This window comes from Variovorax sp. PAMC26660, assembly GCF_014302995.1.
GTDB lineage: Bacteria > Pseudomonadota > Gammaproteobacteria > Burkholderiales > Burkholderiaceae_C > Variovorax.
This window is the reverse complement of record NZ_CP060295.1, coordinates 6,276,627-6,295,967: the sequence shown is the minus strand read 5'-3', so window position 1 is coordinate 6,295,967 and position 19,341 is coordinate 6,276,627. Positions and strand designations below refer to the sequence as shown.

General features: G+C 64.6%; 24 protein-coding genes. 9 read left to right on the top strand and 15 right to left on the bottom strand.

Features of this window, described 5'->3' with window-relative positions; all coding sequences use genetic code 11:
* Positions 1-130 precede the first annotated feature (130 nt).
* Complete coding sequence (locus H7F35_RS29610; protein ID WP_187110068.1) at positions 131-955, top strand: universal stress protein; 825 nt, start codon at positions 131-133, stop codon at positions 953-955.
* Positions 956-1,055: 100 nt separating this feature from the next.
* On the opposite strand, the gene H7F35_RS29605 is transcribed toward H7F35_RS29610, so the two are convergent.
* Entirely contained in the window at positions 1,056-1,709 is a 654-nt protein-coding gene (locus H7F35_RS29605; protein ID WP_187110067.1) for a BON domain-containing protein, read from the bottom strand.
* 139 nt (positions 1,710-1,848) lie between these two features.
* Positions 1,849-2,352: an ornithine carbamoyltransferase gene (locus tag H7F35_RS29600; RefSeq protein WP_187110066.1), complete on the bottom strand. Its 504-nt coding sequence runs from the start codon at positions 2,350-2,352 to the stop codon at positions 1,849-1,851.
* 209 nt (positions 2,353-2,561) lie between these two features.
* Here H7F35_RS29600 and H7F35_RS29595 point away from each other — a divergent pair, with 209 nt between their 5' ends.
* Complete coding sequence (locus tag H7F35_RS29595) at positions 2,562-3,383, top strand: Crp/Fnr family transcriptional regulator (RefSeq protein WP_261803411.1); 822 nt, start codon at positions 2,562-2,564, stop codon at positions 3,381-3,383.
* A gap of 21 nt (positions 3,384-3,404) precedes the next feature.
* Here the strand turns inward: H7F35_RS29595 and H7F35_RS29590 are convergent, their stop codons facing one another.
* On the bottom strand, positions 3,405-5,519 hold the full coding sequence (locus tag H7F35_RS29590) for a PAS domain S-box protein (protein WP_187110065.1): 2,115 nt from the start codon (positions 5,517-5,519) through the stop codon (positions 3,405-3,407).
* Positions 5,512-6,252, bottom strand: coding sequence for a winged helix-turn-helix domain-containing protein (locus H7F35_RS29585; protein WP_187110064.1), 741 nt, complete (start codon positions 6,250-6,252; stop codon positions 5,512-5,514). Before H7F35_RS29585 ends, H7F35_RS29590 begins: the two co-directional genes overlap by 8 nt.
* A 224-nt stretch (positions 6,253-6,476) precedes the next feature.
* Here H7F35_RS29585 and H7F35_RS29580 point away from each other — a divergent pair, with 224 nt between their 5' ends.
* Complete coding sequence (locus tag H7F35_RS29580) at positions 6,477-6,827, top strand: hypothetical protein (protein WP_187110063.1); 351 nt, start codon at positions 6,477-6,479, stop codon at positions 6,825-6,827.
* Positions 6,828-6,865: 38 nt separating this feature from the next.
* Here the strand turns inward: H7F35_RS29580 and H7F35_RS29575 are convergent, their stop codons facing one another.
* Positions 6,866-7,297 carry a YeeE/YedE family protein gene (locus H7F35_RS29575; protein ID WP_187110062.1) on the bottom strand — a complete coding sequence of 144 codons (432 nt, stop codon included), beginning with the start codon at positions 7,295-7,297 and terminating at the stop codon, positions 6,866-6,868.
* A 10-nt stretch (positions 7,298-7,307) separates the two neighbouring features.
* On the bottom strand, positions 7,308-7,742 hold the full coding sequence (locus H7F35_RS29570) for a YeeE/YedE family protein (RefSeq protein WP_187110061.1): 435 nt from the start codon (positions 7,740-7,742) through the stop codon (positions 7,308-7,310).
* Between the two features lie 255 nt (positions 7,743-7,997).
* Between H7F35_RS29570 and H7F35_RS29565 the strand changes: the two genes are divergently transcribed.
* Complete coding sequence (locus tag H7F35_RS29565; protein ID WP_187110060.1) at positions 7,998-9,035, top strand: zinc-dependent alcohol dehydrogenase family protein; 1,038 nt, start codon at positions 7,998-8,000, stop codon at positions 9,033-9,035.
* 59 nt (positions 9,036-9,094) lie between these two features.
* Positions 9,095-9,475 carry a hypothetical protein gene (locus H7F35_RS29560; protein WP_187110059.1) on the top strand — a complete coding sequence of 127 codons (381 nt, stop codon included), beginning with the start codon at positions 9,095-9,097 and terminating at the stop codon, positions 9,473-9,475.
* Positions 9,476-9,620: 145 nt separating this feature from the next.
* On the opposite strand, the gene H7F35_RS29555 is transcribed toward H7F35_RS29560, so the two are convergent.
* Positions 9,621-10,064: a universal stress protein gene (locus H7F35_RS29555; protein WP_261803410.1), complete on the bottom strand. Its 444-nt coding sequence runs from the start codon at positions 10,062-10,064 to the stop codon at positions 9,621-9,623.
* Positions 10,065-10,230: 166 nt separating this feature from the next.
* Between H7F35_RS29555 and H7F35_RS29550 the strand changes: the two genes are divergently transcribed.
* A complete protein-coding gene (locus H7F35_RS29550; RefSeq protein ID WP_187110058.1) occupies positions 10,231-10,830 on the top strand; it encodes a hemerythrin domain-containing protein in 600 nt (199 codons plus the stop codon).
* On the opposite strand, the gene H7F35_RS29545 is transcribed toward H7F35_RS29550, so the two are convergent.
* Positions 10,810-12,360, bottom strand: coding sequence for a trypsin-like peptidase domain-containing protein (locus tag H7F35_RS29545; RefSeq protein WP_261803409.1), 1,551 nt, complete (start codon positions 12,358-12,360; stop codon positions 10,810-10,812). The genes H7F35_RS29550 and H7F35_RS29545 overlap by 21 nt on opposite strands.
* A gap of 188 nt (positions 12,361-12,548) precedes the next feature.
* On the opposite strand from H7F35_RS29545, the gene H7F35_RS29540 reads away from it, so the two are divergent.
* A complete protein-coding gene (locus H7F35_RS29540; RefSeq protein ID WP_222621983.1) occupies positions 12,549-12,830 on the top strand; it encodes a PDZ domain-containing protein in 282 nt (93 codons plus the stop codon).
* Here the strand turns inward: H7F35_RS29540 and H7F35_RS29535 are convergent.
* The 4 genes from H7F35_RS29535 to H7F35_RS29520 form a co-directional block, all read right to left on the bottom strand.
* On the bottom strand, positions 12,779-13,591 hold the full coding sequence (locus H7F35_RS29535) for a hypothetical protein (RefSeq protein WP_187110056.1): 813 nt from the start codon (positions 13,589-13,591) through the stop codon (positions 12,779-12,781). The two genes, H7F35_RS29540 and H7F35_RS29535, sit on opposite strands and share 52 nt — an antisense overlap.
* The gene (locus tag H7F35_RS29530) at positions 13,578-14,441 is read right to left on the bottom strand and encodes a hypothetical protein (RefSeq protein WP_187110055.1); all 864 of its coding nucleotides are present in this window, start codon (positions 14,439-14,441) and stop codon (positions 13,578-13,580) included. The genes H7F35_RS29535 and H7F35_RS29530 overlap by 14 nt, the downstream gene beginning before the upstream one ends.
* A gap of 334 nt (positions 14,442-14,775) precedes the next feature.
* The gene (locus H7F35_RS29525; protein WP_187110054.1) at positions 14,776-14,988 is read right to left on the bottom strand and encodes an antitoxin VbhA family protein; all 213 of its coding nucleotides are present in this window, start codon (positions 14,986-14,988) and stop codon (positions 14,776-14,778) included.
* Positions 14,985-15,170, bottom strand: a complete 186-nt coding sequence (locus H7F35_RS29520) for a hypothetical protein (protein WP_261803720.1) — start codon at positions 15,168-15,170, stop codon at positions 14,985-14,987. The genes H7F35_RS29525 and H7F35_RS29520 overlap by 4 nt, the downstream gene beginning before the upstream one ends.
* Before the next feature lie 825 nt (positions 15,171-15,995).
* On the opposite strand from H7F35_RS29520, the gene H7F35_RS29515 reads away from it, so the two are divergent.
* Positions 15,996-16,250: a hypothetical protein gene (locus H7F35_RS29515; RefSeq protein WP_187110052.1), complete on the top strand. Its 255-nt coding sequence runs from the start codon at positions 15,996-15,998 to the stop codon at positions 16,248-16,250.
* A 327-nt stretch (positions 16,251-16,577) separates the two neighbouring features.
* On the opposite strand, the gene H7F35_RS29510 is transcribed toward H7F35_RS29515, so the two are convergent.
* Positions 16,578-16,949 (bottom strand): hypothetical protein, encoded by a 372-nt coding sequence (locus tag H7F35_RS29510; protein WP_187110051.1) that lies wholly within the window; start codon positions 16,947-16,949, stop codon positions 16,578-16,580.
* A gap of 76 nt (positions 16,950-17,025) precedes the next feature.
* Between H7F35_RS29510 and H7F35_RS29505 the strand changes: the two genes are divergently transcribed.
* Complete coding sequence (locus tag H7F35_RS29505) at positions 17,026-17,289, top strand: hypothetical protein (RefSeq protein ID WP_261803408.1); 264 nt, start codon at positions 17,026-17,028, stop codon at positions 17,287-17,289.
* Between the two features lie 10 nt (positions 17,290-17,299).
* On the opposite strand, the gene H7F35_RS29500 is transcribed toward H7F35_RS29505, so the two are convergent.
* A complete protein-coding gene (locus H7F35_RS29500) occupies positions 17,300-18,103 on the bottom strand; it encodes a hypothetical protein (RefSeq protein ID WP_187110049.1) in 804 nt (267 codons plus the stop codon).
* Positions 18,104-18,210: 107 nt separating this feature from the next.
* The gene (locus tag H7F35_RS29495) at positions 18,211-19,257 is read right to left on the bottom strand and encodes a DNA-binding protein (RefSeq protein ID WP_187110048.1); all 1,047 of its coding nucleotides are present in this window, start codon (positions 19,255-19,257) and stop codon (positions 18,211-18,213) included.
* Positions 19,258-19,341 lie beyond the last annotated feature (84 nt).

The window sequence follows — 19,341 nt, the reverse complement described above, 5'->3', positions numbered from 1 at the left end:
CGGCCTTGCGCCCGATCAAGCCACGGCGCTGTCGCGTGGAAGCGCGCGGACGGTTGATGCAGCGCAAGGCCGCATGGCAAGCCTGGGCCTAAGGTCTGTACATCGCCCACAGCCCGTCGAAGGAGCTTTCATGCAGACCCCCAAATCCATCCTGCTTCACCTTGACGGCTCAGCCCGCACGGTGGAGCGCATCAAGTTGGCACGCCAACTGGCCGAGACCTTCGACGCCGAGGTCACGGGCCGGCCCAGCACCCTGTCCGCGCTCATGCGCTACCCGTTCGCCATCGAGGCTGCGGCGGAAGCCGTCGCGATCATGCAGGAGATCGATAAGGCGGCGCGCGACAAGATGCACGCCACCTTCATGGCGCACAGCGCGGGCTCGCAGCGCCTGCATTGGGCCGAGCCGGAAAGCGACGGCCCCTGGGGCTTCGCCCGGCGCGCGCTCTATGCCGACCTGATGATCCTGGGCCAGCGCGACCGCCACGACCCGATGGACGGCGAGCTTCCCGGCGATTTCCTGCCCAGCGTGCTGGTGCAGAGCGGCCGGCCGGCGCTGGTGTTGCCCTATGCGGGGCCGATCGGCCCGATCGGCCGCAACGTGCTGGTGGCATGGAAGGAGACCCGCGAGGCCGCGCGTGCGGTGACGGCGGCGTTGCCATGGCTGCGCACGGCGTCGCGCGTGCATGTCGTCGCCTACGGCGAAAACGCCGAAGACTCCTTGCTGTGCCTGCAGGACTATCTGCGGACCCAGGGCGTCGTGAACGCCACCCTGCATCCTGGCGGCAACAAGGACGACGACGCGGGCAACAAGCTGCTGTCCTTCGCGGCCGACCTGAGCGCGGACCTGCTGGTCATGGGCTGCTACGGCCACAGCCGGGCGCGCGAATGGGTGCTGGGCGGGGCGACGCTGTCGATCCTTCAGTGGATGACGCTGCCGGTACTGATGTCGCATTGAGCCGGACGGCATGCACAGAGCAGTAGCCTGTGCATGTGCATGTGCATGTGCATGCACAGGCCAACACGCGCGGACGAGGTTCGCCCGCGCGCGGCCTCGATCAGGCGTCCACAAGCAGATCGTTCACCACGACCGAGACGCCGGGCGTGGCCCATGCAGCACCTTGCACCGCATCGCGTTCAGTCCAGGAATGCACCGTGCCGCGCAGCGTGACCTGCGAGCCGTTGACGGCAATGGAAAGCTGGCTGGCTTCGCGGTCGGCCTGGCGCGAGAGCGCGTCGTGGATTTTCTTTTCCACATCGGCGGGGCTCACCTTCGGCGTGATCTTCACGAGGTTGGACACGCCGGTCACGCCCATCAGCTCGCGCACCGCGCCTTCGGCAGCGCCGCGCTGGTAGCTCCACTCGACTTCGCCGTCGAGCGTGAGCCAGCCCTTTTCCACCATGGGGCGGATCTTGCCGTTCGGCACCAGCACGTTCCACTCGAGTGCGCGCTCGGCGGCCATGGCGATGTCGGCGTCGGTGCGCTCATTGCCGAAGGCCAGCTTCACCGTCATTTCGACAGCCATTGCCTTCACGCCGTGCACACGCTGCACGGCGCGTTCCACGGCGTATTTCTCTGCATGACTGGCCAGGTGGCCGGTGAGCGTCACCACACCGTCCTTGACGATCACGCCGATGTCGGCGGACTTGAATGCCGGGTCCCAGCCCAGTTCGGCCTGAACATCGTCGCGCAATTGGGTATCGGTCTTCATGGGGATTCCTTGCAATGAGCGGTTAGGGGAGATCGGCCATCGCGAAGAAATTGCAATGACCGTGCAATCCACTGTAGGAAGCAGGCGGCTTGCCCGCATTGCGCTGGATCAAGGGCGGGCGCGGAATGCGCCCGACGGCTCAACCGATGCTTTCCAGCAGCATCGCCTGCACCATGAAGCGCCGGTTGTCGGCCGGCAAGGTCTTGTCGCCGAGCAGTTCGGCAAGCTGGACGGCAGGGTGGCCCTCCATCGCGACGCCATCGAAGACCGGAATGCCCGCGTGCTGGCCGATCTGCCGTACCAGGGCGGAGTCCAGGCCCTGGCATTCCACCGCCTCATAGAGGCGCCCGAGCATGCGGGCCGTGTGCTGCACCTCCTGCGGCGCGCTTTCGAGCGACAGGCTCGATGGCATCGTGGCGACATGTGCGCCCAGCTCTTCGGCGGCGCTGCGAAACAGCGCCTGCGCCTCGTCGGACCGGGTTTCGCACAGCAGCCCCAGGTTCTTGCCGCGAAGCAGCCTGGGCATCGCGCCCGCCAGCGCGGCGCGCTGAAGGATGCGCGCCCGGCACAGCAGGCTCGCCACATCCAGTGGCGAGAGCTGGGGAGCGTCCTCGGGCTCGCGGATTTGATTCGGAAGGCGCATGGCAATGGTCGATGTATGACCGGTCGAGGCTAGCCAGGCTGGTTGCGCCGGGTTTGATGCAGATCAAGCCGCAAGGCGATGCCTTGTGACTTGGTGCACGGCACACGGCGTTGATACACGCCGGACACATGCCATTCACCGAGCGTTACGCACCGACTTCGGCCGTTGTCACTGCATTGCCGGCAGCTTCCTAGCATCGGTCCATCGACATGCGACAGACAAACCAGGAGTTCCAGATGCTCACGATTGCCACTTCCAAGAAGACGCCAGCGGCCATGCCCGGCCTGATGGCCGCCGACGCCGCCGCATTCGCGAAGAAGGGCACGGACGCTCAGGAACGCGCAGGCCAGCACACGTGCGACACCCTCAGGCTGCTGGCCGAGCAGTTGAAGCCGCTGCGCCGTGTCGTGCACACGGGCGATGTGATCTACCAGGCCGGCGAACGCTTCGGCAACCTCTACATCCTGAATTCGGGATTCTTCAAGATCGTGAACCTCACGGCGGACGGCCGCGAGCAGGTGGTCGGCCTGAAGTTCCGCGGCGACTGGCTCGGCTTCGACGGCATCGCCGGCAGCCGCTACTCCTGCGATGCAGTGGCAATGGACACCGGCGAAATCTGGGTGGTTTCCTATGAAGCGCTGATGAGCGCCTGCATCCCGCACCCCAGCTTGCTGCAGGTGTTGCACACCGCAATGAGCCGCGAGATCGCGCACGACCGCGATTCGCTGATGTCCGTCTGCACGCTGCCGGCCGACGCGCGCGTGGCCGACTTCCTGCGCTACTGGGCCGAGTCGCTGGCCGAGCGCGGCATGCGCACCGACCAGATCACCTTGCGCATGACCCGCGCCGAGATCGGCAACTACCTGGGCATGACGCTGGAGACCGTGAGCCGGGCGCTGTCGCGGCTGGCGCGGGACAAGGTCATCGGCTTCGCAGAGAAGGGCCGCCGCGATGTGCGGATTCCCGACGTGGGCGCCTTGTCGGCTTTCGTGCAGCGCTGCCTGGCGCCGGCACCCGCAATGCTGCAGTGACAGGGCCGCAGGCCGCCGCGTTCAGGCGGGGCCGGCCAGCACCCTGGCCATTGCCCTTGCAAGTTCGGCGCGCGTGCAGGGCTTGCGCAGCAGCTCCCAGCTCTGCGGAACCTCGCGGTCCGCATCCAGCAGTTCGGACGAGAAGCCGGACATCAGCAGCACCGCCAGCCGGGGAAAGCGCTGCTGCGCCTCGGCGGCCAGCCGGGTGCCGCGGATGCCCGGCCCGAGCGCGATGTCGCTCAGCAGCAGATCGAAATCCGCAGCGCTGGCGTCCATGACCGAAAGCGCCTGTTCGGCTGTGGCGGCCGTTGCGATCTCGCAGCCCAGCGTGGCCAGGAAGGTGTGAATCACCTTGCGCACTTCGGCATCGTCCTCCACCAGCATCACGCGCAGGCCGGGCGGGATCGTCGCATCGGCATGCTTGTCCTCGATGGCCGGCGAGCCGGTCTCTTCCAGGCGCGGCAGATAGAGGCTGACCGTGGTGCCCTTGCCCGGCTTGCTGTCGATGGCGATCGCGCCTTTGGACTGCTTGACGAAACCATAGACCGTGCTCAGGCCCAGGCCAGTGCCACGGCCGGCCTCCTTGGTGGTGAAGAAGGGCTCGAAGGCGCGCTCCTTGACGTCCTCGCCCATGCCTGAGCCGCTGTCGGTGATGGAGATCGCGACGAAGCGGCCGACGGCATGGCTTTGCGGGTCGTTGCGTTCGCTGTGCAAGGCTGTCGGCAGCGACTCGCACATCTCGGTGCGAAAGCGCAGCAGCCCCCCTTCGGGCATGGCGTCGCGCGCGTTGATCGCGATGTTCAGCAGCGCGGACTCCAGTTGACCTGGGTCCGCGAGCACCGGCGGGCAGCCGGGCGCGGTGTCGATCTCGATGTTGATGCGCTGGTCGAGCGTGCGGCGCAGCATGTCGGCCAGCGAATGCAGCAGCGTGCGGGTGTCGACGGCCATCGGCTGGAGCACCTGCCGCCGCGAAAACGCCAGCAGCTTGCCCGTGAGTTCGGCGCCGCGCCGCGAGGCCCGCGTGGCGGCGTTCACCAACTGTTGTGCATGGGCGTCCTGCGCCAGCGCGGGCAGTTCCTCGAGCACCTGCAGGTTGCCCTGGATCACGGTCAGCAGGTTGTTGAAGTCGTGCGCGATGCCGCCCGTGAGCTGGCCGACGCTTTCGAGCCGCTGCGCATGGTTGAGCGCCTCCTCGGTCTGCACGCGCTGCAGGCTGGTGGCCAGCAGGCTGGACAGCGATTCCAGAAATCGCAGCTCCTCATCGCCGAAGCGCTTGGCTTCCTTCGAGCGCACCGACAGCATGCCGATCACGCGTCCCCGATCGGACAGCGGCACCGCGATGGCGCTGGTCAGCCCGGCATCGAGGTAGGCCTGGGGCACATCGAAACGGTGTTCGTCGCGGTAGTCCGGCACCACGACCGGCCGGCCTTGGGAGAGCACGAAGCCGGGCGGCGTGTCGGGCCGGTTGGCGACGCGCACGCCAATCTCTTCGCCGGTGAGCAACCCCTCGCCGCTGGCCACATGAAATTCAAGGCGGTTGCTGTCGAGCAGCCACACCACCGCCACTTCGACCTGCAAAGCCGTGGTGATGATCTGCGGCACATGCTTGAGCACCACCTGCAGGTCGCGTGTGTCGACGGCCAGTCGGCCCAGTTGGGCCAGGTGCTCGCTGTAGCGGGCGCGCTGCAGCGCCTGCTTCACGCGGGGATAGGCGCCGATGTCGCGAATGGCCGCCACCACGAAGGGCAGCCCGTGGTTCTGCAGCGGGCTCAGCGCGATCTCGACCATGACTTCGCTGCCGTCCTTGCGCTTGGCCACCAGCTCCATGTGCGTGCCCATGGGGCGCGGACGCGGCGCGCGGCCATAGGCTTCGCGGTAGGACGCATGGCGCGGACGGATGCTGTCGGGCACCAGCACGTCCACGTTCAGGCCGACCAGTTCGTCGACGGCGTAGCCCAGCAGCGTGGCCGCCGAGGGGTTGGCAAGCATGATGTGGCCCGACTGATCCACCAGCAACAGCGAGTCGGGGTAGGCGATGAAGAGGGAGCGGAAAACGCTGCTTTCCTCGATGCCCGAAGGCAGGCCCGACATGGGCAGGTCCGGCACGAAGGGCGGGTTGCCCGCAGGGTCAGTCATGGGAGACGGGCGGCACGAGGATGTAGCCCGCTCCGCGCACCGACTTGATGAGCTGCGGGTCGTCGGCATCCGTCTCGATCTTCTTGCGCAGGCGCCCGACCTGCACGTCGATCGTGCGATCGAAGGGGGCGGCCTCGCGGCCGCGCGTCTCTTCGAGCAGGAAGTCGCGCGAGAGCACGCGCCCGGGGTGCCGGGCGAAAGCGCACAGCAGGTCGAATTCGCCGCCCGTGAGCAGCACCTCTTCGCCCTGCGGGTTTCGCAGGCTGCGCGCGGCGGTGTCCAACTGCCAGCCCGCAAAGCGCAGACGGTCGGGGGAGGGGGGCGCTGCTACCGCAACCGCCGCCGCAGCGATAGGTGCCTCGGGCGTCAGCCGTCGCAGCACGGCCTTGACCCGGGCGACCAGTTCGCGCAGGTCGAAGGGCTTGGTCACGTAATCGTCGGCACCGACTTCCAGTCCCACGATCTTGTCCACCGCGTCGCCACGGCCGCTCACGATGACGAGGCCGCAGCGCCAGTTTTCACGCATGCGGCGGGCAATGGAGAAGCCGTCTTCGCCGGGCAAGCCCAGGTCGAGCAGCACCAGGTCCGCCGGGTCTGTGCCCATGAGCGCCATCAGCGAGCGGCCGTTGTGAACTTGGGTGACCCGGAAGCCGTGGCCCTGAAGGTAGTTGGCCAGCAGCAGCGTGATGTCGACTTCATCGTCGAGCACCGCGATGTGAGGGGCAGGTTTCATGCAATGGCAAGGAAATGGAGCACGAATGTTGGCTGAAACATTCTGGATCGCCGCCAGCGTAGCACGCATGCCACATCGGCAACGCGCCCTCTTCGTGCTTCGTGAATGCGGTAACAACCGATACACGAGGCGTGGTTGCGCGTTGCCTTGATCCCGCGCAAGCCCGGCGCGACGGCGTGGCTTCAGCATTCGTTCCCGCGGACACCGTCCGAGAGGACAACATCATGGGCACCGAATTCACTTTCCCGCTGGCGCTTTGCAAGGCGCAGTGGCGCATCTGGCTGCATGCGCGCGAGCTGTGCGAGACGCTCGGGTCGAACGCGCTGCAGCGAGGCATCGAGGAAACCCGCGCCGAGGCGGATGCGGTCATGCGCGCCGAGGACTGGCAGGCGCTGGCCATGACGCCGATGCGGGCGTTCTGGCCCTGGGCTGTTGAACCAGGGCGGGGCCGTGCTTCATGCGAACCGCCGGCAAGCTCGGCCGCGCCGGTTCATGTGGCCGACCGCCGGGACGTGGTGCATGACGCCCTGTGCACGCTGCACTCGGCGCTGGACGCGCCGCGAAGAAAGACCTGACGCGCCTGTTCATCCCGAACGGCGCGAGACGCAGCCTTTCAGGATGCGCGTCGGTTGTGCCCGCGACGCTCCAACAGCTCGAAGATGCCCATGCCGACCAGCATCGCGGCCACGAAGACAAGGGCCTTGACTTCGCCCATTCCCAGCGCGACGAGGCCCGGTCCGGGACAGAAGCCCGCGACACCCCACCCGACGCCGAAGAGCAGGCTGCCGGCAACCAGGCGGCGGTCGATGTGGCGCGAGGAGGGCAGGCGCATCTCGGCGCCGAGGAAGGACACCTTGCGGCGTGCAGCCACCGTGAACGCGACCACGCCGACGGCGATGGCGCCCGCCATCACGAAGGCCAGAGAGGGGTCCCAGGGACCGGCAAGGTCGAGAAAGCCAAGCACCTTGGCGGGATTGGCCATGCCGGAAACGATGAGGCCGAGCCCGAAGACCAGGCCGGCGAGCAATGAAGCAAGGGCGATCATGGTGTTGTCCTCAGGCGCCGAGCAGGTGACGCGTCACGAACACCGTGGCAAAGCCGGCGCCCATGAACGCCACCGTGGCCACGAGCGAGCGCGGCGACAGGCGGGAGAGCCCGCAAACCCCGTGACCGCTGGTGCAGCCGGCCCCGTAGCGAGTGCCGATGCCGACCAGCAGCCCCGCCAGAATCAGGGCGCCGTAGCCCGCGTCGATCTGCAGCCTGGGCAACGCCGCAAAGAGCAGATAGACCAGCGGCGCGCCCACAAGCCCAAGAATGAAGGCGACACGCCAGACAGCGTCGCCCCTGGATGCGCCGAGCAGACCTCCGAGCACACCGCTGATGCCTGCGATGCGCCCGTTGAGCAGCACGAACATCGCCGCGGCAATGCCGATGAGCACGCCACCGGCGAGCGCGGTGAACGGCGTGAAGTGGTTCCAGTCGATGGACATCATCATTCTTCCTTTGGACAGCAGGGGCGACAGAGAATCGCGAGCATTTCCAGCATGGCCGGGTTGGCCACACTGTAGAAGATGCGCTTGCCCTTGCGCCTGCGACAACGGCAGCGCGGGCGGCGTGTTGACCTGCATCAAGGTCCGCGACAGGTGCGATCCGCAAAATTGTGCGCACTGTCCATGAGGTACGAACGCACTCATTCCTTGCGCTATCTCAAAGAGAGAACCGGCCGGTGCGCATAACGTGGGGACATGAAAGCACTCGTCTACCAAGGCCCCGGCCTCAAATCGCTCGAAGACCGTCCCAAGCCCGAGGTCCAGGCGTCGGGCGACGCCATCGTCCGGATCCTGAAGACGACCATCTGCGGCACCGATCTGCACATCCTCAAGGGTGACGTGCCGACGTGTACGCCGGGCCGCATCCTCGGACACGAAGGTGTGGGCGTCGTCGAAACCATCGGTGCCGGCGTGACCGCCTTCCACCCCGGCGACCATGTGCTGATCTCGTGCATTTCGTCGTGCGGCAAATGCGAGTACTGCCGACGCGGCATGTATTCGCACTGCACCACCGGTGGCTGGATTCTGGGCAACACCATCGACGGCACGCAGGCCGAATACGTGCGCATTCCGCACGCGGACACCAGCCTCTATCCGATCCCGCCAGGCGCGGACGAAGAGGCGCTGGTGATGCTGAGCGACATCCTGCCGACCGGCTTCGAGTGCGGCGTGCTCAACGGCAAGGTTGCGCCCGGCAGCACGGTGGCCATCGTGGGCGCCGGGCCGATCGGCCTGGCCACGCTGCTCACGGCCCAGTTCTATTCGCCGGCGCAGATCATCCTGATCGACCTGGACGACGGCCGGCTCGAAGTCGCACGCCGCTTCGGCGCGACGCACACGGTCAACAGCACCGACGGCAGGGCGGCCGAGGCAGTGCTCGCGCTGACCGGTGGCCGTGGCGTCGACGTGTCGATCGAGGCGGTTGGCATACCGGCCACCTTCCTGCTGTGCCAGGACATCGTGGCGCCCGGCGGCACCATCGCGAACATCGGCGTGCATGGGCATCCGGCCGAACTCCACCTGGAGCGGCTGTGGTCGCAGAACATCGCGATCACCACGCGGCTGGTCGATACGGTGTCGACGCCGATGCTGCTGAAGACGGTGCAGTCCCACAAGGTGGACCCGGCCCGGCTGATCACGCACCGGTTCAAGCTGGACCAGGTGCTGGACGCCTACGACACCTTCGGACGTGCGGCCGAGACGCATGCGCTGAAAGTGATCATCGAAGCGTAGGGCGCGAGCGCGTCGGGTTGGTCTCTCTCTTTTTTCTTGTTTTCCCAACGGGTTCTTCCATGTCGCTTTTCCACGCCGTCGCCTGGGTCGATCACCACTCCGCGCAAATCCTTCAGTTCGATGCTGCGCAGGTTCTCGCGCAGCAGATCAGGGCGCATGTCCACTGCACCCGCCAGCACGGCAGCACCGTTCGCAGCGAGCACGAGTTCTTCGGCGAGGTGTGCGATGCGATGGAGGGAATCACCGATGTGCTTGTTGCCGGCTCCCACACCGCGCAGGCCGACTTGCGCCACTACGTGGAGAAACACCGTCCCGAGATGGCGCATCGCATCGTCGGCTGGGAGACGGTGGGGCAGATCAGCACCAACGAACTCGTTGCCCTGGCCCGGCGCTATTTCTCGGTGCACGAGGGCATGGCAACGCCCATGAAGGCCGGATAGGCCCGGTCAGGCCCAACAGAACACGCAGCGGCTTGAGACTGGCGCGCAAATCGCCGCTCTTGGCGGCGATTTGCGCAGCTCACTTCACTGGCTGGCGAGCATCCCACCCGGCAGCGTGAAACGCTCGTGCTCGGTCCTGGCGCTTTCAGGCACGTACCAGCAACACCGGCACGGGCGACATGCGCAGGATGTGTTCCGCGCTGCTGCCCATGACCCAGCGGCCGAGTCCGCGGCGGCCGTGGGTGCCGATCACGATCAGCTCGGCCTTCGATGCCACTGCTTCGGCGATGACCTGGTCGTGCACGGCGCCCTTGAAGCTGTCGAGCAGCACGATGTCGGCTGCGACGCCTTCCTTGGCTGCCTTGGCCCGCGCGGCGTCGAGCAGCTTCCTGGCATCGCTGCGCAGCTCTTCTAGCCAGTTGCCGGCGTAGCCCGCATAGGCGTCAGCGGCCAGTGCGAACGACAGTTCGTCGATGACATGCGCCAGGCGCAGGCGGCCGCCCGTGAGCTTCGCAACTTGGATTGCTTCGGCCAGGCCATGGCCGGACGTGGAACTGCCGTCGATGGGAACAAGAATTCGCTGGTACATGGCACGACTCCAGGTTGTTGGATGGATCGGACCAGTATCCGGATGGGCGTGCCGCATGGATTGACATGGATCAAGCGCCAGCTCTGCCGTCGGCCCGGGCTTGATCTGGAACAACCCCGCGTGCTGCCGAACCCGCGAACCTTCGGGCATGCACAGGAAGCCCCTCATGACCCACGCCACCGTTCGCATCATTCGCCAGGAACATGCCGCGCTTGCGGCCATGCTTCGCTCCATCGTCATGCTGCTGGAGCAGCACCGCAAGAAGGGCACCTTGCCCGATTTCGCGGTGCTGCGCGCCATGCTTTTCTACGTGGACGAGTTTCCCGAGAAGCGCCACCACCGCAAGGAAACCGAGCTGCTGTTTCCCAAGCTGCGCGCCAGGACTCCGATCTCGCGGGACCTGCTGGACAAGCTCGACAGCGACCACGCCCGGGGCGAGCGCAGGATCCGCGACGTCGAGCATGCGTTGCTGGCGTTCGAGATGCTCGGCGAGTCGCGGCGTGCAGCCTTCGAGAGCACGGTCGGTGAGTATGTCGATTTCTACCTGGGCCATATGGCACTGGAGGAGCGCGAGATCCTGCCGTTGGCCGAGCGCGTGCTGACCGAGAACGACTGGCGCGACCTGGACGAGGCTTTCGCGCAGAACCGGGACCCGTTGACCGGGCACGTGGCAGACCTCGAATACGCCGCGCTCTTCACGCGCATCGTGAACATCGTGCCCGCGCCCATCGGCTTGGGGCGGGAGTCAGGGCCGGCTGCGGCGTGAGGCCGGAAGGCGGACTGCCACGTAGGCGAGCCGCCGGTCGCGCATCACCAGCAGCGCGACCATTTCCCCGGCAGGCACCTGCGCCAGGCCTTGCCTGAAATCCTCCAGGCGATAGAGCTTCTCCGTGTTCAAGGCCACGACCACGTCGCCCGCACGGATGCCTTCACTGCGTGCAAGGCCGGAGGCCTCCCGCACGATCAAGCCGCTGTCGATGCGCAACTGCAGCCGTTGCGTGGGCGAAAGATCGCCCAGGCTCAGGCCCAGCCCGTCGTTCCATTCAGGCGCTACCGCCGCGAAGGCTGTTCCCGGTGCGGCAGGCGCCGCCGCCAGCACCACCTGGAGCATGCGGTTCGTGCCGTGCCGCCACACTTCGAGTCGCACGCGGCTGCCGGGTGGGTGTTGCGCGATTTGCTGCGGGAGATCGAGAAAGTGCGCGAGCGGCTTGCCGTCGAAAACCAGCACCGCATCACCTTGCGCGAGGCCGGAAGCCTCCGCGGGGCTGCCTTTTTCGACGCGGACCACCAAGGCGCCGGTTGTCGACGGCAGGCCGAAGGACTGGGCCAGTGCCAGCGTCACTTCCTGGAATTCCGCGCCAAGGTAGGCGCGGCGCACGGCGCCATGTTCGCGCAGCTGTCCGGCGACCTGCATCGCCAGGTTGATCGGCACCGCGAAGGACAAGCCCATGTAGCCGCCGCTGCCGCTGTAGATCAGCGAGTTGATGCCGACGACTTCGCCCCGGCTGTTGAGCAGCGGGCTGCCCGAGCTGCCCGGGTTGATGGCAACGTCGGTCTGGATGAAAGGAATCTCGCCCGCGCCGCCCATGACACGTCCGACCGCACTGACGACGCCTGCCGTGACGGTGCCATGGAACCCGAAGGGCGAGCTGATGGCCACGACCCAGTCGCCGGGGTTGAGTGTCGAAGAGTCGCCGATGACGGCCACGGGCAGGGCGCTGGCATCGATTTTCAGAAGCCCGACGTCCGTGCGCTTGTCGACACCGACCACACGCGCGGTGAAACGGCGTCCGTCATCGAGCTGGACCTGTGCCTCGTCGATGTTCGCGACCACGTGGGCGCTCGTGAGGATCAGGCCGTTGCTGTCGATGATCACGCCCGAGGCAAGGTCGCGGATCTGGCTGATCCGGGCGTTCGCAGGCAAGGGCCAGGCCAGGCGATCGGCGAAGTCACGCTCCGGGGCGATCTCCAGTTCGATGTCTTCCAGGTTCTCGTCGCGTCCGATGCGCAGCGTGCTGATATCGACCACCGATGCGCTGCGGCTGGCGACGAGCGAAGAGAAGCCCGGCGCGGCTGGCGGGTGGGTCGAGGTTGCGGCAGGCGTCGCGGCATGGGAAGTCGCTGCCGTCGGTCCGATGGCGCAGCCGCCGAGCAAGCCGCTGCACACGAGCAGGCCCGCCAGGCGTGCGGCGCGATGCGGCAAGCACCACGTGGCGCGGGGGAGCCTGCAAAGGAGCTGGGCAAGGCGGCGGCAGGTGCCGGTGCAGGAGTAGACGGTCACGAGGACGTTGTTCATGCGGACCTCTGGTGCCGCCAATTCTGGCGCTGCGCGCCACGGTCTGCTTGATGTGGCGCAAGTCAGACCACAGACGACGCGGCCACTATTCGGCCATCGGGAATGTCCCGTCGAAAGAACAGCCATGAAAATCCCGCTCGCCATCGATGGCAGCGACTGCAAGGTGCTGGCCAGCTGCACCATGCCCGTTGTTCACGGAGCGCAAGAGCCTGTTGGGCACTGGCTTGCTCGACCCCGGGCTTTACGTTAAATCCGTCTCGGGCTCGGCGCAACTGGCGGGGCTGCGCTTCGGGGACATGCTGCTGGCAGTCGACGACGTGAGTGTTTCGGGCCAGGCCGACTTCGATGCTGCGATCAAGTCCATCGGCGACGACGAGACTGTTGCGCTGCTCATCATGCGCGGGTCACCGTCAGGAGCTTATTGCGGGCGCTTGCAAGGCGGCGGCACGCGGCGCCGCTCGGCGCGCTGAGGAATCAGCAGAACAGAACCGAGTATGAAGGCGCCCAGCGCGGCCGAAGCCGTGTAGCGGCTCCACGCAAGCCCGCCACTGCCGAGCGGCTTGTCGAGCAGATCGCCCACGGTGGCGCCCAGCGGGCGCGTGAGAATGAACGCGAGCCAGAACAGCACCGTGTGCGACATCTTCGTCCACCGGTACGCGGCCACCACCAGTGCAAGTCCCGCGGCAAAGAGGAGGGCGCCGCCTTCGTAGCCCAGACCCAGGCCACCCTTGCTGTCGGCGATCCAGTCGCCGAGTGCGGTGCCCAGGGTTTGTGAAAAGAGGATCGTCGTCCAATAGAAAATCTCGGCCTTGGGCGACGAGATGTCCGACACGGAGACCGACCCCATCGTGCGGTGCCACAGGGCCAGGGTTCCCAGCAGCAACGTCAGCAGGATCGCCGTACCTCCCAGATAGCCGATGCCCAGCGACCGATCGAGCAGATCGGCCAAGGTCGTGCCCACGGTGGTGGTCGCGATGATGACCGTCCAGAAGAGGAGGGGATGGAACTTCCTCACCAAGATCTGCGCCGCCACCGCCAGAACAAACAGCGTGGCGAAGATGGCGGTGCCGGTGAGGTAGCCCAGATTCATCGACATGGTCACTGCGTCGCCACCGGTTTCGCCGAGCGTCGTCGCCGCGATCTTGATGACCCAGAACCAGAAGGTGACTTCGGCGATCTTGCCCACGCCGATGTGCGTGGGCGCTGCGGCGTTCTTCTCAGTGATGCTCATCGGCTGCCTTGAGTGCGAGGTAGGTTCCTCGGTCGATTTCATGCAGTTGCCGTGGATATTCTTCCGTCTCCGTGTACCAGGCGTTCCTGCGCGATATGGCATCTTTGGCGCCGATGTAGGCGTCCACCGCAAGAAAGTAGCGCATCGCGTTGCGCTCGACCAGTCCATGCGTTCCACCGATGTACTCCGGCTGACCCTCTGCCTTTTGCCCGACCTCCGTGAAGCCGACCTTCGAGCGCCCGAAGGTGGCCAGGTAAGCCTCCATGGCGGCGCGGGTCAGGATGTTCTCGTCGTACGCGTACGAGAAATGCAGAAAGCTGTGCGTCGCATCGGCAGGCACGGCCTCGAAGGCGATCAGGTAGTTGCCGGTGCCCAGGGGGCCGGCCTGTGCGCGGAGCCGCACTTCCAGGTGCTGCGGCGTCGCCTCGACCGCATGAAAGTCGAAGGCCAGGCGGAAGGCACTGTCGACAGGCCGGTCGTACTTGCGCACCACGCTCAGCGCAATCACAGGGCTCGCGGCGCCCTTTGAAACCGCGCAGTCGCGATTGTTGATGTGCAGCAGCATGGCCTGGCACCAGGCTTCGGGCGTGCTCAAGGCCGAACTGATCGCCGAGACGGGGTGATCGACGATGGCATACACGTCGCCCTTGAGTCCGTTCGCCGTGTCGCTCGCGTTCAGTATCAGGGGCCGTTTGAACGTCGACCGGTCCAGCAAGCCGTGCAACAGGACGAGCTTGCCGCTCAACTCGTCGGCGCCCGATGCCTGCACGGCGGAGGCGCAGAACGCCATCAAGACGGCAAGGGTGGCGCCGACCACGCGGCGTTGGAGTGATGAATGCAGCAGGAACATGTTGCGGGTCAGTGTGGGATGCAGCGACTTAAGAAACACTTAATGGCCCGTCCACCGCGCGGCCTGGCCCCTTAAGCAAGGGTTAAGTCGCCTTCGAGGGTCGGCCGTGATTCCTGAAAAATTTGCAGGATCGTACTTAAGTCTTTGATTTCAAAGAGATTTTCATTTCCATTTGGCACCTTTTGGATGGGCCCTGGGAGTGGAATGCTGTGGCTAAAAGCCAAGCCGGGATATGGCCAGTTTTAGCTCATACGCGTCAAAGTCATTAAAGACGGCTTACTTATGCCGGCTTTGGCCGACCACGCGGAATCGGCCCCCCCGATCACTCACGTGATCAGTTCTCTATGTCCTTAAAAGGCCCGGGCAGCCCCGATCCATTGCGGGTGGCCCTGGCCGCGCTGGCACGAATGGCCTGGTCATACGTCATCTTGCCCGCCACCACCGCCGCGACGTCCGCCAAAAATCGTGGCGTGGGTTCATGGCCCGCAAGCCGCGTGTTCGCAAGAGCCTGGGCCATTGCATCGCGTCGCTTCTCCTGCGTGGTCACGGCAAGACCTCAACGCCCAGAAGTGGCCAAGCCATCACTTCTCCACCGTGCAGCTTTGGATCGAACCGTTTAAGCAGGTTCTCCAACGCATGCTCCTCGATCCGTCGCCGAGATGAAACGCCGCGAGCGAGCGGCCGCGAAGCGGGGCGAGGCACCTTCTTCCGACTTGTTTTCTGGGTCATGTTCAAGATTTTCCTCCTGGAACGCCCCAGGTCGTCAAACAATCGGCCACGTCGCCGCTTGATCGGCCGTGATGAGTTCCGGAGGTGCGCCTCCTGATCAGAGTGGCGGAGTGCGAACTATTGGGCAATTGACTTGCGAAGCGGCGGCGTGCACTCTGCCGTAAAGGGTGCCACAAGTAGAAGGAGGACTGTGCAATGCAAGATAGCTTTCGATTGTTCCGCGCTCGAACGGTTCTTCTCCGCTCGAATGCACTCGCACTGACGGCTGTGCTGATCTCCGTATGCTCCTGGCTCACATTCTGGTTCGGTGAGTGAGTCTGCTGCCCCAGTGTCTATGGTCAGTAGCTGGTCGGATGGCGCTCAAAGATGATCCAGACAAAGCTGTTGGTGGATCCACTCGCTGGACGTGTAGGCTGAGAACGCTGTCATCGATGGCTGGGGCCCAAACTACGGCTTCGCATGTCGATTTCCTGACGTGCTGCGACGCAAGCCAGGCGCAACTCTTCGCTGATTGAGTTTGAGCCACTCGCTGCCCGAAGCGTCGACCCATCACTCATTTCGCAACGCCAGCGACAAGCATCACCCTGCTTCTGGATCGATATGTCGACCCGAATGCCGCGATAGAGGAAGGAATGGTGCATGAGCTTCAAGTCTGCAGAGCACGTGCCCAGCAATTGGGTCGATGCTAGACTTTGACCCGACCAGCGAACTTCGGCTTGCCTCGCTTGGAGATTGAGAAGGTCTACTTACAAGGGCATCGAGTAGATCAGCACTGCGTTTCGAGGCTGTGACAGCCGCCCCATACCTGTTCTTCGAAGGAATAGCATGAACGCGATCAAAGAAGCCCGCCGCATCATTACGACCGATCCGAACAGTGAAGAGTCTCGGACTCTGGCCGGCCTGGTCCTGGCTCTGGAATCCGAAGCCGATTTTCCTCTCGCAAATCTGTATGCGCTGGACCTTGAGACGTTCTCCCTGGCGATGGAAATCCTCAAGGAATGGCGCCTCGATCGCTACTACGCGCGAAAAGGTAAGTTGCTCGACGTGTCCTATCAAGTCAACGTTCTGGCCTCGCACTGACGTTGCTTACCGCTGGCGCGCCGTGATCCCGACACGTCAGTTCCGTGTGGTCGTCGAGGAGGTCGGCACCAACGCATTCACATGGGCCTTGGTTGAGCATAGGAACACCGGCGCCGTCGGCAGCCGAATCGCTCAATCCGAGAAGTCTTTTTCGGAATTTGATCTCGCTTTGGAAGAGGGTTTTGCAGCCCTGAAAGCGCTACCTCCGAGTTCGGCTCATCAGCCTCACTGCCCAGATCCATTGCGACGGTGATCCGTTCGATTCGCCGTGATGACGACTGGGAGCAGAGGAGACCCTGCCAGGACTTCTCAGCGAACGGGGATCCATCAGGATTGATCCCAGGCGTCGATGGTCAATAGTTGATCGGGTGGACAGGCGGCAATCTTCTCTGCATGAAAGATCAAATTGCCCTTCCAATTCGGGGGCATCACATAGTCATCGCCAATGATGGCAGGACCGCTGTGCGCCGGCGGTCCGTCGGCAAGCAGCGGTAGCACATCGCAGGCTTTGGCGGTGTAGCGGTTCGGGTAGCCGCTGAAGGAGAGTTGGGTAGCTGCCCCCGCCTTCACAATTTGATGCAGCCATTCGATGCCGCCTGGTCCGACCTCCCAGTTCGCGAGAACGGCAGCCCTGCGGTCCACCGCCTGGTCACGCTCCTCGGGCGTCTGAGCTGCGACAACAATCCACCAGCCGATCATCTTGTGTTCCTTTGTTGCCGGCCGACCAATGCACCATGAGCCTGATCGACCTGGTCGATTTGTCGGATGGTGTTCTGTGTCGGATGATCGCAGCATCGCACTTCATCTTCAGGGAGAAATTCTCTTCACCATTCAAAAACCATTGCCACCGCCCGTCGGGTACGCCAGTTGGCTCGACTACGCGGTCGAAGCGTTCAGCACCAGGCAGGCCTGGCTCGAAAGCCTCTGGGAAACCTGGATCGATGGCACCGCAGTCGAACTGGACCGCGAAGAGATCCGCGAGTCTGCGCGTCTGGAATTGCGTGCCCTGCGCAAGGCGGCCGGAGTTGCCGACTCATAGGGCGCGCAAATCACACTGGTTGCCTCACCCGGCTCCAAAGCGTCTTGTTGCGGAAGTCGAGATTCGACGCCAGAAAACCGAATTCCGCAGCCGCAGCCACGAACTCTGGTCTGAACTTGGCGCGTGCTCCGTCATCGAGCAATGGGGCGCCGTCAAACATTTCCAGCACCCGAGCTTCATACTCGTGCAGATCCCACTCGGGCAAACGGGCGGCGTACACACCGGGATATGCCCCCGCTTCTTGCGCCCTCTTTGCGAAGTCCATTTGCTCAGGCGAGGACAGGTTCACCTTTTCCGCGTCAAGCGCGGACACCCGCGCGCTGATGAGTTCGTGCAGTCGTTGAAGCTGGGCCTGGAAAAGATCCATGGCGGCAGCCTTGGCCCAAGGCAGTAGCGCCGCACGAATGACGTCCTGCGAACTTCCCAAGCTTTGAAGAATTCGAAGCACCTGTCGCGACAGCTTGTGGGCCTCAGCGACGCTTGGTGCTGCATCCCACCGCCCTACAGCGCTGGTCAATGACAACAGGGTTCCTCCGGTGACCTCGGCAAGATCCCTCAGTTGATCGATTGCAACCTGCGCTTGATTGATCGTCTCCTTCAACGTGCGCGTTTTGGCCTCCATCCCCAGGCCCTTCAGGGATTCAAAGCGGTCAATGGTTCCAGCCAAGAGGAGAACTAGCCCTGCTCCAAGCGCCGTCACAGCAAGGGGGAGTTCCTTATTGGCCATGAAGTAGAGACCAAAGCCCAGCGACGCGAGCCCGGCCAGGGAGAACGTGGCATCAACGAGGGCCGTCTGCAAAGTGCGGATTTTCATGGAGTCTCTTTGTATTGATCAGCCAGTGCTGTGGTGGCTGGTGGATGATCGCTGGATGTGCTGCGGTCTCCCAGCGCTCAGGGAGATAGCGGTCGATGCGGGACGGCCTATCGTGCCTTTCGCGCGCCGGGCTTTGTGACCTTTGATGTCGGGACCTCTTGCTGCGGCACCGGTTCCGGCGGCGAGAGCCGCTCCAGCAGGACACGGAGCGTCTGTGCTTCGGCTCTGAACTGCGTCGCTTCTTGTTGAGCCACTGCAAGCCGTTCCCGTGTCACCTGCAGATCATCAGCAAGGCTGCGATTGCTGGCCGTCAGTTCTCGTTGCGAATCCTCGGCCGCATCGGCCTTGACCTGCAGCCGCGTGACGGCGTCGGCCTGCGCCAGCAAGCTCTCGCGATGGCGGCCTTCGGCCTGCGCCAATTGGCCACGCAGCGCCTCGAGCTGCTTGTCGGCCTTGATTCGGGCCTGACGCTCCTGGTCGATCTCAAGCAGCGCGCGTCGCTCGGCGGCGTCCGAACGAGCGTTCGCCACGTCCACGGCCTCCCGTGCCTTGGCCAACTCGGCGCTGAAATCCGCCCGTACCCGCTCCTGCTGGTTGCGCGCTTCCTCCAGATGGCGCTGCAGCTCCTGCAGCCTGGCCACGGCGCCGGCATGGGCGCGCCGCTCGACCTCCAGATCCGTTTGCCGCTGCTGCAGCGACTCCTGGGCCGCGCCCAACTGTTGACGCAGGGTATCGGCGCTGGCCAGCGCCTCTGCTGTCGCCTGGAGGGCCCGGGTTTCCTCACCCTGAGCTTGCTCGACCGCGGCCTGATCCTCCACGCGCAGCGCCGCGAGTTCGTGGCGTGCGGCCGCCGTGGCCTGCCGCCATAAATCGGCAATGACTTCCGCTGCACTCGTCTTGAGTTCGGGCGGCAGATCCGGATGGTCGATTTCGACGCGCGCTTTGCTGCGCAGGTCCTCCCAGAACTTGGCCAGGGCCTCCGCCGGCGCACTCATCGAGCCCTTGCGAACGAACTGGTAGAGCTTGCTCGCCGTGGGAGTGATGCCATAGCGGAAGAACAGCAACGCGCAAACCTCGCGATAGAGGTCTTTTGTTTCCGTAAATCGCCCCCTGAGGGCTTCGATGTCGCTCTGGAGTTCGGTTTCTGTGATCATGAATAAATAATACAACGTAATACATTGAATTTATTGAGATAACTCCTAGTCTGTGGACATAAGTAATCTAATGTCCATAGACTT

Bases quoted from the DNA above. Each gene is read 5' to 3' on its own strand.
- H7F35_RS29610 (WP_187110068.1), top strand. From the start codon at position 131: ATGCAGACCCCCAAATCCATCCTGCTTCACCTTGACGGCTCAGCCCGC.
- H7F35_RS29605 (WP_187110067.1), bottom strand. From the start codon at position 1,709: ATGAAGACCGATACCCAATTGCGCGACGATGTTCAGGCCGAACTGGGC.
- H7F35_RS29600 (WP_187110066.1), bottom strand. From the start codon at position 2,352: ATGCGCCTTCCGAATCAAATCCGCGAGCCCGAGGACGCTCCCCAGCTC.
- H7F35_RS29595 (WP_261803411.1), top strand. From the start codon at position 2,562: ATGCGACAGACAAACCAGGAGTTCCAGATGCTCACGATTGCCACTTCC.
- H7F35_RS29590 (WP_187110065.1), bottom strand. From the start codon at position 5,519: ATGACTGACCCTGCGGGCAACCCGCCCTTCGTGCCGGACCTGCCCATG.
- H7F35_RS29585 (WP_187110064.1), bottom strand. From the start codon at position 6,252: ATGAAACCTGCCCCTCACATCGCGGTGCTCGACGATGAAGTCGACATC.
- H7F35_RS29580 (WP_187110063.1), top strand. From the start codon at position 6,477: ATGGGCACCGAATTCACTTTCCCGCTGGCGCTTTGCAAGGCGCAGTGG.
- H7F35_RS29575 (WP_187110062.1), bottom strand. From the start codon at position 7,297: ATGATCGCCCTTGCTTCATTGCTCGCCGGCCTGGTCTTCGGGCTCGGC.
- H7F35_RS29570 (WP_187110061.1), bottom strand. From the start codon at position 7,742: ATGTCCATCGACTGGAACCACTTCACGCCGTTCACCGCGCTCGCCGGT.
- H7F35_RS29565 (WP_187110060.1), top strand. From the start codon at position 7,998: ATGAAAGCACTCGTCTACCAAGGCCCCGGCCTCAAATCGCTCGAAGAC.
- H7F35_RS29560 (WP_187110059.1), top strand. From the start codon at position 9,095: ATGTCGCTTTTCCACGCCGTCGCCTGGGTCGATCACCACTCCGCGCAA.
- H7F35_RS29555 (WP_261803410.1), bottom strand. From the start codon at position 10,064: ATGTACCAGCGAATTCTTGTTCCCATCGACGGCAGTTCCACGTCCGGC.
- H7F35_RS29550 (WP_187110058.1), top strand. From the start codon at position 10,231: ATGACCCACGCCACCGTTCGCATCATTCGCCAGGAACATGCCGCGCTT.
- H7F35_RS29545 (WP_261803409.1), bottom strand. From the start codon at position 12,360: ATGAACAACGTCCTCGTGACCGTCTACTCCTGCACCGGCACCTGCCGC.
- H7F35_RS29535 (WP_187110056.1), bottom strand. From the start codon at position 13,591: ATGAGCATCACTGAGAAGAACGCCGCAGCGCCCACGCACATCGGCGTG.
- H7F35_RS29530 (WP_187110055.1), bottom strand. From the start codon at position 14,441: ATGTTCCTGCTGCATTCATCACTCCAACGCCGCGTGGTCGGCGCCACC.
- H7F35_RS29520 (WP_261803720.1), bottom strand. From the start codon at position 15,170: ATGACCCAGAAAACAAGTCGGAAGAAGGTGCCTCGCCCCGCTTCGCGG.
- H7F35_RS29515 (WP_187110052.1), top strand. From the start codon at position 15,996: ATGAACGCGATCAAAGAAGCCCGCCGCATCATTACGACCGATCCGAAC.
- H7F35_RS29510 (WP_187110051.1), bottom strand. From the start codon at position 16,949: ATGATCGGCTGGTGGATTGTTGTCGCAGCTCAGACGCCCGAGGAGCGT.
- H7F35_RS29500 (WP_187110049.1), bottom strand. From the start codon at position 18,103: ATGAAAATCCGCACTTTGCAGACGGCCCTCGTTGATGCCACGTTCTCC.
- H7F35_RS29495 (WP_187110048.1), bottom strand. From the start codon at position 19,257: ATGATCACAGAAACCGAACTCCAGAGCGACATCGAAGCCCTCAGGGGG.